16 protein-coding genes and 1 pseudogene are annotated in these 14803 nt (G+C 62.1%); 12 read left to right on the top strand and 5 right to left on the bottom strand.

The genetic code is table 11. The features are described 5' to 3' along the window. The 4 genes from DS839_RS01620 to DS839_RS36235 all read left to right on the top strand — a co-directional run bounded on the left by DS839_RS01620 (position 1) and on the right by DS839_RS36235 (position 4094). Positions 1 to 2052, top strand: coding sequence for an acetate--CoA ligase family protein (locus DS839_RS01620; protein ID WP_119268523.1), 2052 nt, complete (start codon positions 1 to 3; stop codon positions 2050 to 2052). Between the two features lie 3 nt (positions 2053 to 2055). Continuing rightward, positions 2056 to 2838 carry a carnitinyl-CoA dehydratase gene (locus tag DS839_RS01615; RefSeq protein WP_119268522.1) on the top strand — a complete coding sequence of 261 codons (783 nt, stop codon included), beginning with the start codon at positions 2056 to 2058 and terminating at the stop codon, positions 2836 to 2838. Positions 2839 to 2849: 11 nt separating this feature from the next. After that, entirely contained in the window at positions 2850 to 3740 is an 891-nt protein-coding gene (locus DS839_RS01610) for a metallophosphoesterase (protein ID WP_119268521.1), read from the top strand. A 159-nt stretch (positions 3741 to 3899) separates the two neighbouring features. Next, positions 3900 to 4094, top strand: coding sequence for a hypothetical protein (locus DS839_RS36235; RefSeq protein WP_162918223.1), 195 nt, complete (start codon positions 3900 to 3902; stop codon positions 4092 to 4094). A gap of 8 nt (positions 4095 to 4102) precedes the next feature. Here the strand turns inward: DS839_RS36235 and DS839_RS36230 are convergent, their stop codons facing one another. Continuing rightward, positions 4103 to 4363 (bottom strand): hypothetical protein, encoded by a 261-nt coding sequence (locus tag DS839_RS36230; protein ID WP_162918222.1) that lies wholly within the window; start codon positions 4361 to 4363, stop codon positions 4103 to 4105. 418 nt (positions 4364 to 4781) lie between these two features. Here DS839_RS36230 and DS839_RS36225 point away from each other — a divergent pair, with 418 nt between their 5' ends. Continuing rightward, positions 4782 to 5279 (top strand): hypothetical protein, encoded by a 498-nt coding sequence (locus DS839_RS36225; RefSeq protein WP_162918221.1) that lies wholly within the window; start codon positions 4782 to 4784, stop codon positions 5277 to 5279. Positions 5280 to 5294: 15 nt separating this feature from the next. Then, a pseudogene (locus DS839_RS01595) lies at positions 5295 to 5539 on the top strand (VOC family protein). On the opposite strand, the gene DS839_RS01590 reads toward DS839_RS01595, so the two are convergent. Further along, positions 5533 to 5937 (bottom strand): hypothetical protein, encoded by a 405-nt coding sequence (locus tag DS839_RS01590; protein WP_119268838.1) that lies wholly within the window; start codon positions 5935 to 5937, stop codon positions 5533 to 5535. The pseudogene DS839_RS01595 and the gene DS839_RS01590 sit on opposite strands and share 7 nt — an antisense overlap. 624 nt (positions 5938 to 6561) lie before the next feature. On the opposite strand from DS839_RS01590, the gene DS839_RS01585 reads away from it, so the two are divergent. Genes DS839_RS01585 through cyoD form a run of 4 tightly spaced genes read left to right on the top strand, consistent with a single transcriptional unit; the run spans position 6562 to position 10321 of the window. Beyond that, positions 6562 to 7356, top strand: a complete 795-nt coding sequence (locus DS839_RS01585; protein WP_119268519.1) for a cytochrome ubiquinol oxidase subunit II — start codon at positions 6562 to 6564, stop codon at positions 7354 to 7356. Between the two features lie 24 nt (positions 7357 to 7380). Further along, the gene (gene cyoB, locus DS839_RS01580) at positions 7381 to 9342 is read left to right on the top strand and encodes a cytochrome o ubiquinol oxidase subunit I (protein WP_119268518.1); all 1962 of its coding nucleotides are present in this window, start codon (positions 7381 to 7383) and stop codon (positions 9340 to 9342) included. Then, on the top strand, positions 9339 to 9935 hold the full coding sequence (locus DS839_RS01575) for a cytochrome (ubi)quinol oxidase subunit III (protein ID WP_119268517.1): 597 nt from the start codon (positions 9339 to 9341) through the stop codon (positions 9933 to 9935). Before cyoB ends, DS839_RS01575 begins: the two co-directional genes overlap by 4 nt. Then, a complete protein-coding gene (gene cyoD / locus DS839_RS01570) occupies positions 9932 to 10321 on the top strand; it encodes a cytochrome o ubiquinol oxidase subunit IV (protein WP_119268516.1) in 390 nt (129 codons plus the stop codon). The genes DS839_RS01575 and cyoD overlap by 4 nt, the downstream gene beginning before the upstream one ends. A 65-nt stretch (positions 10322 to 10386) precedes the next feature. Here the strand turns inward: cyoD and DS839_RS01565 are convergent, their stop codons facing one another. Then, complete coding sequence (locus DS839_RS01565) at positions 10387 to 11556, bottom strand: MFS transporter (protein ID WP_119268515.1); 1170 nt, start codon at positions 11554 to 11556, stop codon at positions 10387 to 10389. Between the two features lie 107 nt (positions 11557 to 11663). Between DS839_RS01565 and DS839_RS01560 the strand changes: the two genes are divergently transcribed. Beyond that, entirely contained in the window at positions 11664 to 12137 is a 474-nt protein-coding gene (locus tag DS839_RS01560) for an Lrp/AsnC family transcriptional regulator (RefSeq protein ID WP_119268514.1), read from the top strand. A gap of 141 nt (positions 12138 to 12278) precedes the next feature. On the opposite strand, the gene DS839_RS01555 is transcribed toward DS839_RS01560, so the two are convergent. Further along, positions 12279 to 13637 (bottom strand): DUF455 family protein, encoded by a 1359-nt coding sequence (locus tag DS839_RS01555; RefSeq protein ID WP_119268513.1) that lies wholly within the window; start codon positions 13635 to 13637, stop codon positions 12279 to 12281. Positions 13638 to 13762: 125 nt separating this feature from the next. Between DS839_RS01555 and DS839_RS01550 the strand changes: the two genes are divergently transcribed. After that, complete coding sequence (locus DS839_RS01550; protein WP_119268512.1) at positions 13763 to 14236, top strand: Lrp/AsnC family transcriptional regulator; 474 nt, start codon at positions 13763 to 13765, stop codon at positions 14234 to 14236. Here the strand turns inward: DS839_RS01550 and DS839_RS01545 are convergent, their stop codons facing one another. Next, the gene (locus tag DS839_RS01545) at positions 14237 to 14770 is read right to left on the bottom strand and encodes an SRPBCC family protein (protein ID WP_119268511.1); all 534 of its coding nucleotides are present in this window, start codon (positions 14768 to 14770) and stop codon (positions 14237 to 14239) included. Between the last annotated feature and the right edge of the window lie 33 nt (positions 14771 to 14803).

Genomic DNA, 14803 nt, shown 5'->3' with positions numbered 1-14803 from the left:
ATGACCACGCCCCTCACCCGTTTCCTCTCGCCCACATCCATCGCCTTCATCGGCGGCCATGAATGCGAGGTCGCCATCGAACGCACCCTCGCTTTGGGCTTCACCGGCAAGATCTGGGCCGTCCACCCCAAGCGCGAAAAGCTGGGCGGTATCGCCTGCATCAAGTCCGTCGAAGAGATCGACGGCAGTCCCGATGCCGCTTTCGTCGCCGTGAAGCGCGAGCTCACCATCGACATCGTCCGCCACCTGAACAAGATCGGTTGCGGCGGTGCGGTCATCTATGCGTCTGGTTTTTCCGAGACCGGTGACGTCGGCAAGGACCTGCAACGCCAGCTTCTCGAGGCCGGACGCTCAATGCCGCTGATGGGTCCCAATTGCTACGGCTTCGTCAATGCCATGGCGCATGCCGCTTTGTGGCCCGACGAGCACGGCCTCGAACCCCTGGAGCGCGGCGTCGCCATCATCACCCAGTCCGGCAATATCGCCTGCAATTTTACCATGACGCGCCGCGCTCTGCCGGTCGCCGCCGTCTTCGCCATCGGCAACCAGGCCGATGTCGATATCGCCCAGATGCTGGAGGCGCTCTCCGAGGATGAGCGCATCACCGCAATCGGTCTTCATATCGAGGGCCTCAAGGACATTCCCGCCTTCGCCAAGGCGGCCGAGATCGCGCGTACGAACCGCAAGCCGGTGATCGCGCTCAAGACCGGGCGGTCCGAACAGGGCGCCAAGGTCACGATGAGCCATACGTCGTCGCTGGCCGGCGCCGATACGCTCTATGACGCCCTCTTCGAGCGCCATGGCATAGCGCGCATGACCTCGGTGACGGCTTTTGTCGAGACGCTCAAATTCCTCCACCATGGCGGCCCGCTCAAAGACAACCGCGTGGTTTCGATGAGCTGCTCGGGCGGCGAGGCGGCGCTCATCGCCGACATGGCGATCGAGAAAGACGTGCGCTTTCCGGAATTCGACCGCTGCACCAAGCCCAAGGTCGCAGCGACCCTCAATGAATATGTGTCGATCGACAATCCACTCGATTACCACACCTTCATCTGGAACCAGGAGGACAAGCTCACCGCCACTTTTTCCGCCGTCCTGTCCGGCGGCTTCGACGTGGCGATGCTCATTCTCGACATTCCGACCAGCCCACTGATGAAGCCCGATACCTGGCTCGTCACCGCGAAGTCGCTCGCCAATGCGGCGCGCGCGACCAAAGCCAGGACGGCAATGGTGGCAAGCCTGCCCGAATGCATGCCGCTCGATCTCGCCGATGAGCTGGCTGGCTCAGGCGTCGCCCCGATGATGGGTCTCGATGACGCCCTCACCGCTTTTGAGGCGGCGGCTTTCATCGGCCGGAACTGGACGCGGCGCGACAAGGCTCCGGTCCTGCCCGCGACGGAAGCGCGCGGCGGCGATCTTCATACGCTCTCCGAGCATGATGCCAAGCAGCTTCTCAAATCGCATGGCCTTTCCGTGCCGGAGGGCATTGTCTGCCGTCATGGCGAGGCGGTAAAAACCGCCGAGAGCCTTGGTTTTCCGGTGACGCTCAAAGTGTCATCCGCTGCCATCGCGCATAAGACCGAAGCCGGCGGTGTCGCGCTCAATCTCAAGACTAAAGATGAGGTCGCGGCCGCCGCCCGGCACATGGCGCATCTCGCCGATCATGTCATCGTCGAGCGCATGGTGACGGGCGGTATCGCCGAGCTCATCATCGGCCTCAAAGCCGATCCGCAATTCGGGCTGGGCCTCGTGCTCGGCGCCGGCGGCATCCTGACCGAACTGCTCAAAGATTCGGCAACCTTGATCCTGCCGACATCGCGGCCTGAGATCGAGCGCGCGCTCAAATCATTGAAAGTGTGGAAGCTTGTCGAAGGCTTCCGCGGCAAGTCCGGCGATCAGGAGGGAGTCGTCAAGGCGGTCGAGGCGATTGCGGCCTTTGCCGAGGCGCATCGCGGCCTTATAGAGGAGCTCGACGTCAATCCCCTCATCGTTCTGCCTCCGGGTCAAGGCGCCGTGGCGGTCGATGCTCTCATCCGCATGCGCAAGGAATAGTTCATGAGCTCACCCATCATTGTCGAACGCCGTGGCAAGGTCCTCGAAGTCACCATCAACCGGCCCAAGGCCAATGCCATCGACGCTCCGACAAGCCGCATCATGGGTGAGACCTTTGCCAAATTCCGTGACGATCCCGATCTGCGTGTCGCCATCCTCACCGGCGCCGGCGAGAAGTTCTTCTGCCCGGGCTGGGACCTGAAGGCCGCCGCCGAAGGCGAAGCTCCGGATGCGGATTATGGCCCTGGCGGCTTCGGCGGTCTGCAGGAATTGCCCGGCCTCAACAAGCCGGTGATCGCCGCGGTCAACGGCATCGCCTTTGGCGGCGGCTTCGAGATCATGATCGCGGCCGATATCATCATCGCCGCCGATCACGCCACCTTCGCATTACCGGAAATTAACTCTGGCACGGTCGCCGACGCGGCGACCATAAAATTGCCGCGCCGCATTCCCTATCATGTCGCCATGGACTTGCTCTTCACCGGACGGCGCATGGATGCCCACGAAGCCAGGCAATGGGGCATCGTGAACGAGATCGTGACCCAGCCCAACCTGATGATCCGCGCCCGCGAGGTGGCGGCGATGCTGGCCGAGGGCCCGCCGCTTGTCTTCGCCGCCATCAAGGAGGTGGTGCGCGAGACGTCGCATCTTCCGATCCAGCAGGCTTTCGACCTCGTCACCAAGCGCAAGCTTGCGACCGTCGACAAGCTCTATTCGAGCGAAGACCAGAAGGAAGGTGCGCGCGCCTTCGCCGAGAAGCGCAAGCCGGTCTGGAAGGGGCGGTAACCCGACACAAGATGAATCGCCGGAAGTTCTTCAAATGGCTGGGCGGCCTTGCCCTGTCGGGGGCGGCGGTGACGGGCTATGCCTTCGGCATCGAGCCGGGCTTCCTCTTGCGCGTGCAACGCTATGCCTTGACCCCGCCTGGCTGGCCCACCGATTTCAAACTACGCATCGCCGCTCTTGCCGACATCCATGTCGGCGAACCCTATATGAGCCTCAGGCATGTCGAGCGCGTCGTCGAGACCGCGAATGCGCTCAATCCTGATCTTGTCCTGCTGCTCGGCGACTATGCAGCCGGCCATCGATGGGTGACGCGCAAGGTCACGATTAAGGACACAGCTTCGGTGCTCGCCCGCCTGAAAGCGCCGCTCGGCGCTCACGCCATTCTCGGCAATCACGACTGGTGGGACGACCGGCAGGCACAGAAGCGCCGCGCCGGTCCCTGCCTCTATCGCACCGCGCTCGAGGCCGCCGGCTTTCCCGTCTATGAGAATGACGGGGTCAGGCTGGTGCACCAGGACAAGCATTTCTGGCTCCTGGGGCTTGCCGACCAGCTCGCGTTCATCGAAGGCCGCGGCCGCTTCGCCGGCATCGATGACCTCGATGCGACGCTCGCCAGGGTGACGGACGATGCGCCGGTCATTCTGATGATCCATGAGCCCGACGCCTTCACGAAGGTGCCGTCTCGTGTCGCCTTGACGCTCGCCGGCCATACCCATGGCGGCCAGGTGCGCCTCTTCGGCTATTCGCCCGTCGTGCCGTCCGCCTATGGCAACCGCTTCGCTTATGGTCACGTCGTCGAGGACGACCGGCACCTGATCGTCTCGGGCGGGCTTGGCTGCAGCATCCTGCCCGTCCGCTTCGGTGTGCCGCCCGAGATCGACCTGATCGAGCTCGGCGCGTGATCTAGTCTAAAACGCCGGCCCGATTGCGCCACCGCTACCGGGGGAGCCGGCGGGGCCGTTGCCTGGCCCGCCCGCACCGGGAGGACCTCCTTGCCCCGGTTGGCCACCCGGTCCGCCATTCGGGCGCTGCGCAGGCGGTGGTCCACCGGGCTTGCCACCTTGGCCGCCAGTTCCGCCATCCCCGCCCTTTTTGCCGGCTTTGTTCGGATCTCCTTTGCCGCCCTGACCGCCTGGGCCGCCCTGCCCACCCTGACCGCCATTGCCATTTGTCCCGAGGCCGCCACCGGGCAGTGGAGTTCCCGCTGCACCACCCTCGCCGCCTATTCCGCCGTCCCCGCCCTTTTTGCCATCTAGGCCCGCATTTACCGGCCCACCTTGTCCACCAATATTGCCTGGCCCGCCATTGCCGCCATTGCCGGCGTTGCCTGGTGCCGCGCCTGCTCCGCCAGGTGGTCCGGCATCTCCGCCTTTGCCGCCCTTTCCGCCGTCGCCGCCTTTCTTTCCTTTGACGCCTTGATTGCCGATACCGCCCGGTCCACCTGAAGCGCCGACCCAGCCGTTCCCAGCATTGCCGCCATTGCCCGGAGTGGCACCATTGACGGCATCGCCGCCTTTGCCGCCATTGCCGCCGGCTCCGCCGTCTCCGCCGTCTACGCCCTCCTTGTTCGGAGTCGGGTTGGCGATGCTGGCCCCTGGACCCCCGTTCCCGCCGGTACCGCCCTTGCCACCCGTTCCGCCTGGAGTGAACTGACCAGCGGCTCCAGTACCGCGTGGTCCGCCACCGTCAGGTGCCACGATCTTTGGCGCTTTGAGAGTCTTGCCGCCTTCGCCTCCATTGCCTCCTCGACCGCCCTTTCCCGCTTTGTTGTTGACTACTGAATTCGGATCACCCGTGCCGCCTGGGCCGCCATTACCGCCGTTCTGGCCATTGTCTCCATCACCACCCTTGCCGCCGTCGCCACCGTCGCCGCCTTTCTCGCCTCCTTTGCCGCCATTTCCACCTGGGTAAGGACCCTGAACGAGCCCAGGAGGCTGGCCCCGTTGATTTCCGCCATTTCCGCCCTGGCCGCCTTTGCCCGTGCCCGCACCATTGCCGCCGTTGCCCGCCGTGCCACCTATGGCACCATCGCCGCCCCAGCCGCCATTTCCGTTGCTGCCCGGACGAGCATTTCCGCCATTGCCGCCGGCGGGGTTGTTGTTATCACCTGGTTTTCCGTCATGGCCGTTGTCGTGGCCGGGTTTCCCATCAGTCCCGAATGGGTAGTCTGCCGCATATGGAAAGTCGGGTCCTGGCATGTCACGTTCTCCTCTGTTGCATCCGCGAATTGCCGTTATTTTCGACAAATCCGAGCTTCAGCGCAGAAGTGGGAGCGCATCCTCCGAAGGTCAGGACGACTGCGCCGCAGCCGTGAAACATTGCGCAAAAAAGTCTCTCCGCTGGTTCATTGCGAAAATCGCTCGGATGGCCCCCCGGATAGGTGGCGCTGGAGCTTGAACAAGAAGTCCTCGCGCCATGGCATCATCCAACACCCAAATTGACCTCAAGGCAACTATATGATCGAGGGATTGAGCCACATCACTCTGATCGTGCGCGATCTCACCTGGACTGGCCGCATGTTCGAGACTGTGCTCGGCGGCAAGGAAGTCTATCGCAGCGGAGCGAAGCAATTCTAAGGGAGTCGCGCTCTCGCATCGAAGGCCGCTCGCTCTATTTCCACGACCCGGACTATCATCTGTTCGAATTGCACACCGGCACTTTAGCGGCGAGGCTTGCCGTCTATGCGTCTCAGTTTCAATAGGCCTCGAGGCGCGCCCGGCTCATGAAGAAGCCGTGACTGCCGCGCCGGCAATCGAGGCCCGACGTCGTCGCCTTGCATTTGAACGGTCCGGCTTTCCAGAACTTGCCATAGGTGAGCACGGGCCCGGCCGAGCAGCAGGAGGCATCGCCGACATTCTTGTATAGTTTGGCATTGCCCTTGGGCCCGAGCACGATGCGCACATATTTGGGCTCGACCCGGTCGCAGGACAATTCAGGCCCGCCATCGACCGGCTGATAGACCGGTGTACCGCCTTGCGGCGTGTAGATGCAGCCGATATTGCCGGACGGCAGGACGAATTCGACCTGCTTCGCCGCGGAAGCCGGGAGCGCGAGCGCGGTTGTCAGGAAGGCCGCCTGAATGAAACGAGAGATCAGCATGCCGAAACCCTCCACAGTGATGGGCGCTTGCATAGTCGATCCGGCCTGAATGCCGGATGAACGTGAACGCCTTCAGAAACCATTCAGCTCGAGATTGCCAATCTGGCTACAATGAAATGGGCTCTCTGCGGTGCAGCATTGGCATTCGGACTTGTGCTTGGCACGTGGTCAAGCCTGGCAGACGAACCAAAGCGCACGGTTCTTATGAAGCCAATCGGCCCCTGCGTGATGAATCTCTTGTGTGCCTATGAAGAGCCCAAAAAGAACGGGATTTACATCATCGCTTGTCACGACCAAGGCCGTCCCACTTGCGCTGGATCGATCAACGGTATGCCGCTTGCGACTATCCTGCGCAAACTGGGGAACGCCCGTCGGCGTGAGATTGAAGCCTGATGGTTGCTATGAACTCCATGTGTCAGGCCGAATCAAACCCCGGCATTAACTTTCGGCATCTGCATGAACACGACTGCTGGGTGATGGATTCGGCCGGTGCCCTTTGTCATGTCCTGGCATCAGGAGACATGACCTTCCATTTCCGATACCCATTGGCCCCGCAATGTCATTCTGATACGACTCGACGGCGACGTATTGACCGATCCCAGTCAGGGGGAGCTTGGTTTGGCGATGAATGTCCTTGACCCGCAAGGGCCCGTTGGCGCCGCGCAAAAGATCATTCTTTTGAATTCCCTGGGAATCATGCTGGCCATCGTCGTGCCGACGATCATCGCCATCTTCGCCTTTGCTTTCTGGTTCCGCCAATCCAACAGCCGCGCCCGCTATCTCCCCGACTGGGAATATTCCGGCAGGATCGAGATGGTGGTGTGGTCCATCCCAGCGCTGACGATCTTTCTCCTTGGCGGCGTCACCTGGATCGGCGCGCACGACCTCGATCCGCGCAAGCCCGTCGCCGGCACCGGCGAAGAGCTGACCATCCAGGTCGTCTCGCTCGACTGGCGATGGCTATTCATCTATCCGGACCAGCGTGTGGCCACCATCAATACGCTGACGATCCCGGAAGGAGCGCCGCTGCGCTTCGAGCTGACATCGTCGAGCGTGCTGAACGCCTTCTTCATCCCGCAGCTCGGCAGCATGATCTATACGATGAACGGCATGACCACGCAGCTTCACCTGCGCGCCGACAAGACCGGCCATTATCAAGGCCTGTCGGCACATTTCAGCGGCGACGGCTTTCCCAACATGGTCTTCGATGTCGATGTGGTCTCGCCGGACGATTTCTCGACATGGGCGGCAAGGGCCGCCAACAGCCCGCTTGTCCTGAATGCCGACGCATACAAGGCCATGACAGTGCCGACGATGGACAGCTCTCGGATCACCTACCGGCTCGGCGACCCGACTATCTTTCATGCGATCGCCACGCAGAAGCTGCCGCCGGCTCCGGGATGGAAAGCCATCTATTGATGCGAGCGCACAAGGAAACCCACGATGTTCGGTAAGCTCTCCTGGGCCGCTATCCCGCTCGATCAGCCGCTGCCGATGATCGCGTCCGCGATCGTGGCCTTGGCCATATTGGCGGTTCTCGCCTGGGTCGTCATCCGCGGCCATTTTCCTTATCTATGGCACGAGTGGATCACCAGCGTCGACCACAAGCGGATCGGCATAATGTACATCCTGCTCGCCATGGTCATGCTGCTGCGCGGCTTCAGCGATGCGATCATGATGCGCCTGCAGCAGGCGCTCGCCTACAATGCCCCGGGATTTCTGCCGCCTGAGCACTTCAATCAGGTGTTTTCGGCCCACGGCACGATCATGATCTTTTTCGTCGCGATGCCGTTCATGATCGGGCTGATGAATTTTGTCGTGCCGTTGCAGCTCGGCGTGCGCGACGTGGCCTTTCCCACTCTGAACTCCGTCGGCTTCTGGCTCACCGCGACCGGTGCGCTGTTGATCAACCTGTCGCTGGTCATCGGCGAATTCGCCCGCACCGGATGGCTGCCTTACCCGCCCTTGTCGGAGCTCCCCTACTCGCCCGATGTCGGCGTCGACTATTATCTATGGGGCTTGCAGATCTCGGGGGTCGGCACGGTCCTCTCCGGCATCAATCTCGTCACCACCGTCCTCAAGATGCGCGCCAGCGGCATGACTTACTTGCGGATGCCGATGTTCTGCTGGACGACGCTTGCCACCAATCTTCTGATCATTGCCGCCTTCCCGATCCTGACCGCCACGCTGGCCATGCTGATCCTCGACCGCTATCTCGGCTTTCATTTCTTCACCAACGATGCCGGCGGCAACATGATGATGTTCATGAACCTCATCTGGGCGTGGGGACATCCGGAAGTCTATATCCTCGTCCTTCCGGCCTTCGGCGTTTACTCGGAAGTCATCTCCACTTTTTCGCGCAAGCCCCTGTTCGGCTATCGGTCCATGGTCGCGGCGACCATGTCGATCTGCCTTCTGTCTTTCATGGTGTGGCTGCATCACTTCTTCACCATGGGCGCCGGCGCCGATGTGAACGCCATCTTCGGCATCGCCACCATGATCATCGCCGTGCCGACGGGCGTGAAGATATTCAACTGGCTGTTCACCATGTATGGCGGCCGCATCCAGTTTACTGCACCACTCCTATGGTCCCTCGGCTTCATGGTGACCTTCATCATCGGCGGCATGACGGGCGTTTTGCTGGCCGTGCCGCCGGTCGACTTCGTGCTGCATAACAGCCTCTTCCTTGTCGCCCACTTCCACAATGTGATCATCGGCGGCGTGCTGTTCGGCGCCTTTGCCGGCTACATGTACTGGTTTCCGAAAGCCTTCGGCTTCAAGCTTCACGACGGGCTGGGCAAGGCAGCCTTCTGGTACTGGATCGTCGGCTTCTATGTCGCATTCATGCCGCTCTATGCGGCGGGCCTCCTCGGCGCGACGCGGCGGATGCAGCACTATGAAGTAGCGGAATGGCGGCCTTGGCTGATGATCGCGGCAGTGGGCGCGGGTCTCATCCTGATCGGGATCATCCTGCAGATCGCGCAACTGGTCGTCAGCATCCGTCAGCGGGAGAAATTGCGCGACACGAGCGGTGATCCCTGGGACGGCCGGTCGCTCGAATGGGCGACACCATCGCCGCCGCCTGCCTTCAACTTTGCGGTCCCGCCCCAGGTGACCGGGGCGGATGCCTTTTGGACCCAGAAGGCACAGGCACGTGAAGAAGGAGCGGCGAAGGGCGGTGTGCGCTATGAACCCATCGAGATGCCGCTCAATTCGCCGACGGGCTTCGTTTGCGCCTTCTTCGCCACCATCATAGGCTTTGCCATGATCTGGCATATCTGGTGGATGGCGATAGTCGGCCTCATTGGCGCATTCGCGACCTTCGTCGTCTTCGCCTGGCGCGATCACGAAGGATATGTGATCCCGGCGGATGAGGTGGCGCGCGCCGTGGGAGCCGCCCGATGACCGCCGCAACCCTGGCGCATGACGAGCTCTATCAGAAGCGGATCAGGACCGGCTTCGGCTTCTGGCTCTTCATCCTGAGCGACATGGTCATCTTCTCCTGCCTGTTCGCGGCCCATGCGGTGCTGGCGACCAGGACGGCGGACGGCCCCAGGGGCGCCGAACTTTTCGACCTGACGAATGTCGCGTTTGAGACCGCTTTTCTGCTCGCCTCGAGTTTCACCTGCGGCCTCGCCAGCATCGCGGCCGGCGAGCGCAGCCGCTTTTGGTTCCAGATCGCGATGGCGGTCACTTGTGTCCTTGGCCTCGCCTTTCTGGCCTTGGAGATCAGGGAATTTGCCGGAATGATCGAGCGCGGCGCGGGCCCGACGCGGAGCGCCTTCCTGTCATCCTTCTACGCGCTCGTCGGATGCCATGGCGTTCACGTCTTCGCCGGTATTCTCTGGCTGCTGACGATGATGGCGCAGGTTCAGGCCAAGGGCTTCCGCCCCGACATCCAGCGCCGCAATCTGTGCTTTGCGCTGTTCTGGCATGCGCTCGACATCATCTGGGTCGCCATTTTCTCCATCGTCTATCTTCTGGGGGTCGCCCTATGAGCCATGAGATCGAGGAGCCGCACGGCGCGGCTGAATATCCGCCTGGTGAGGAAGAAGGCAGCGTCGGTCAGCGCCTGCTCGGCTATGGCGTGGGCCTAGGCCTTGCCATATTGCTCACCGCCACGTCGTTTTTCGTGATCAGCACCGACATATTCTGGCTGCCCAGCATTCCCGTCGCCATCATCGTGCTCGCCATCGCGCAAATGGGCGTGCATGTGGTCTTCTTCCTTCACATTACGACCGGGCCCGACAACACCAACAACGTGATGGCGCTCGCTTTCGGTATTTTGATCGTGCTCCTGGTGGTGGGCGGTTCGCTGTGGATCATGGCCAATCTCGACCACAACATGGTGCCGATGGACAAGCTCATGCAGATGCAGCGCTAGCCGCATGATCCGGAAAAGTGGATACCGGTTTTCCGAAAAGATCATGCGCAACAAAAGATAAAGCCCTAAGCAGCAGCCTTAACCTTCGGCATCAGCAGGAACACCACCGCAGCACCTATCCACAAGGTCAGGGTGGCGGCGATGGTATTGGCGAAAATGCCATGCGCCGCATAGACGCTGCCATAGGCGGCGCCGCCCAGTCCCACGGCCACATAGGTGACGAAGGAGAAGAGCCCCATGGCGGTCGAGCGCTCGGCCTGCGGGGCAGCCCCGATATAGGAGACGAGCGTGTTCATGCCGACATGCTGGATGAGGCCCCAGACCACCGGATAGGCGATCGCGGTGGCGATGTTGAATGTCGCCAATGGCAAGAGGATGTAATTGATGCCGAGGACGAAGAGCGAGGCCGCCATCAGGCGCGACGGCCCGACGCGATCGATCCAGCCGTCGAAGAAGACCGCCAGCCCGAAGCCTATGCCATAGGAACAGGCGAAGAGGCCGCCGAGCCAGGCGCCGGCGTCATGCACATGGCGCACATGATCGCCGATGAATGTATAGGTCTGGTAGAAGGCGATCATGTTCACGAAGGTGGCGAAGAGCACCAAGGGTATGCCCTTGACCGCGAGCGCTTGGGCGTAGGGCACCGGGCGCGACGCCGCCGAGGCTTCAGTGCGCGGCAAGAGGCCGATGCCGAAGATCATCACGGCGGCAAGTGCTGCGACGATGATGAAGGTGCCGCGCCAGCTCAGGAGATCGGCGATCAAAGCGGCGAAGGGAATGCCGGCCACCATCGCCACCGACCAGCCGGTGATCACACGCCCGATGGCGCGCGAGCGCATATGGTCCGGCGTCAGGTCGGCGGTCAGTGCGTAGGTGCCGGGAATGATGACGCCGGCGGCGAGGCCGGTGACGAACTGACCGAAGACCAGAAGCCGCCAGTCGAAGGCCGAGGCGCAGAGCATGAGGCCCGCCGCCATCACGGCGAAGGCGATCTGGATCGCCCGCCGCTTCGGCCATTGGCCGAGCCTCGGCGCTGCCAGAAGGGCCGAGAGCGCCACGCCTACGCCATAGGCGCCGGAGGCGATGCCGACCTCCACCGGCCCCGCCGCGAGCGCCCGCGCAATATCGGGCATCAAGGGCGAGAGCATCAGCGCCTGGATGCCGACCGCGGCGATCCCCGACATCAGAAGCAGGAGATGGCCCTGGAAAGACTGATCGCTGGGGATCGCTGTCATGACACCTAACACCGATAAGGGATTTATACATCCACCCGTATCATGTTATGCTGACCTCGGAAATCGCCTATTTTTCACTACCGAACCGCATTAACAGGACGACCTCCATGGATGCCACCGACCGAAAGCTGTTAGCTATTCTGGCCGACGATGCCACCATCGCCTTCCGCGACCTGGGGCAGAAGCTCGGCCTGTCCGCCCCTTCCGTCTATGAGCGGGTGAAAAAGCTCAAGGCGCAGGGCGCCATCCGCCGCACCACCATCGAGATCGACGGCGAGGCGATCGGCTGCCCCCTCCTCGCCTTCGTCCATGTCGCGACCGACGGCTGGGGCAAGACCCCGGAAATGCTGGCGATTACCGATGATCCCCGGATCGAGGAACTGCATTCCGTTGCCGGCGACACCTGCATCCTCCTCAAGGTGCGCTGCGAGGGCACGCTGGCTTTGGAGCAGCTCCTGAAGCGGATCTACGACATCCCGGGCGTCCGCAATACGCGCTCCTATATCGCGCTCAACACCTATCTGGAACGCGGCCCGCGCACCGAGCTGTTCGCCGAACCGAAGGTTGCGAGCAAATCTTAACGGGGCCTTTCGGCAATCCCCTGATTTTCCGTGTCGGGATTGAAACTCTTTTGACGCCTCTGCCGTACCAAGGTTGGTACAAAGTGGCGACAGGAGGCGCGGTCCGATCGGGGGGCGATTGGACCGCGTTGCTTTTCCAGCTCAGACGGCTTCATCCTCGATGAGCGACCCGCCGCTTTCGCTGACCAGCCTCAGAATGTCCGCTTCCGAATAGCCGAGCAGCCTTTTCGCCGTGGCATTGACCAGCCGCTTCGAGCCTCCTTCATCGGCGCCAAGCCGCACCAGGGCGATCTCCGATGAGCCTTCAGCCTCGGGGTGGCACGCCTTGAAGGCATTGAGCGCATCCCTCGCCCGGGCATAGGCCGTGTCATAGTCGGCGCCCATTTGCTGGGCGAGGCGCCTCGCCCAGCGCTCGCCGAACCGGCCATGGCTCACCTCGTCCGCCATTTCATAATCCTTGAGGATGGCTGAGAGATCATCGCCCATTTGCCGGAAGGCTTCGCGATGCTGCGTCTGGGTGTCGGTCGAGACTTCGCCTTCGGCGATGACGCTCACCATGATCATGCGCTCGACCGGGGAAGAGAGGCTCATGAATTCCTCGAAGCCCGGCGCCTTGGCCGGGAATTGCCCGACATGGCCGCCATAGCGATCGAGTACGTCGAGCAAAAGCTCGACATGGCGCGCCTCGTCCCAGCAGATGCGCGCCGATTCGCGGTGAAACTGCCAAGGACATTGCGGATATTCATAGACATAGCGCGCGAAGATCTCCTCCGCTTCGAGCTCCGAGAAGACGAGATCATGGGCGACGCGCTGCATGTCGCCCGCGAAAGTGCCGGGATAATGCGGCATGGGCGCCGCCGCCGCGAGGTGCTCGACCTCGGCCGGCCAGACGGGCCGCGACTGGGCGATGGGGGTGCGCCCGACGAAATCACCCGCCGCGAAGCCGCCCTCCTTGTCCTCGAGCCGCCACAGGCCCGCCCTGACCTGGCTCTCGATGCCGCCTGAATCGGGCCAGCCCACGCCGCGCTTGGCGAGGAGCGCCAGTCCTGACCCGACATGCTCTTCCTCTTCGGCAAGCGCCCGGCTCAGGAAGCGCTTCGAAGGATCATCGACAAAAGGCGGGCAGGCTTCGAGATGACGGCGATAGTCGGCGATGAGGGCCGGCTTCACCACCCGGAACAGACCGGCCAGGAACTGGTCGGGATCGGTCACTCTCTCGAGCAGCTTGAGCGCCGGCGCGGTGCGCCGGCGGAAATCCGGCAATCGTGCCTCGGCGACGCGCAACTCGACGAGACGTTCCTCGAGCCATGCCGCATGCTCGGCATCCTCATAGAGCAGCCGGCCGAGCAGCAATTTCTCCTCGAGCCAGGGCACGGCCGGCAGCCAGCGTCCGATCAGCCGGGCGATTTCAACTTCGGCCGTATAGAGGATGGAAAGCTTGCGGGCATTCTCACGCACATCATGCAAAGCATGCACGGTCTTGGGCTTGGCTGGTTTCATGATCGCTCCTCCTGAATGGAATAAGAAAAATATCAGGGACGGCGATCATGAGATTGCTTTCGTATCCTCTTTTATGGGAAAATGAGCAATATCATTGCGCATTTATAGCGGAAGCGAGGTTGGCAATGCCCGCGGCGATCCAGCTCGACGAAACCGACAAGCACATCTTGCGCATCCTGCAGGAGGACGGCCGGCGCCGGAACACCGACCTTGCCGATGCGATCGGCATGACCCCTGCTCCATGTCTGAGGCGGGTGAAGGCGCTCGAAGAGTCGGGCCTGATTCGCAAATATGTCGCCTTGCTCGATCCGCCGCTTGCCGGCCAGACGCTCACCGTGATTGTCGAAGTCAAGCTTGCCAGCCAGACGATCGAACGCATCAAGGCCTTCGAGAAGGCGGTGCTGACGCTCCCGAATGTGCTCGAATGCTATCTGGTGACCGGCGATTGGGACTATGTGCTCAAGATCTGCGTGCGCGATCTCGACGAGTTCCAGAATTTCCTGGTCCAGCGGCTCACTTCCCTGCGCGAGGTGCAGAGCCTCAAATCAACCATCGCGATGAAATGCGTCAAGCAGACCACCGCGCTGCACATAGTCTAATCAGGGCTGCTCGGTGATGGCCTTCAGCTTGGCCAGGCCTTTTTCGTAGTCGGCGCCGATCTCACGGTCGTAGAACAGGCCCATCCAGCGCTCGAGCGGATTGCGCAACAGCGATTTGAAGCCCCAGATGACCTTCGTGTCGCTGGCGACCGGCACGAAGTTGAAATAGGAAATCGCATCACCCATGTCGCCGAAAGCCAGCGTTGTGGCGAAGCGCGTATTGGGCTGATAATCGACAACGGTCTGCGAGCCCGAGCCGAGCCGCGGATTGTCGGAGGTCCAGGACATCTTCTGGCCGATGCCGATCGGGGGACCCTCGAACGTATATTGCAGGTTCGGATCGATCTCGGCCCAGGGTGAGAATTCCTTGAACCGTCTCAGATCGCTGACGATGCCGAAGACCTTTCCCGGCGGGGCCTGGATGGTGATCTGGCGCTCGACGACCGCCTCGCCCGGCAGGGCATAGGCCCCGCCCATGAAAATGACGACGATCGCGATCAGCACATAGGCGAGGCTCAGGAGAAACTTTTTCATCAGCGCATTGTTTCCTGGTAGTGGCAATCGGCG

The organism is Taklimakanibacter deserti, from assembly GCA_003574785.1.
The sequence above is the reverse complement of the archived record's forward strand: the minus strand, read 5'-3'. Positions and strand labels throughout refer to the sequence as shown.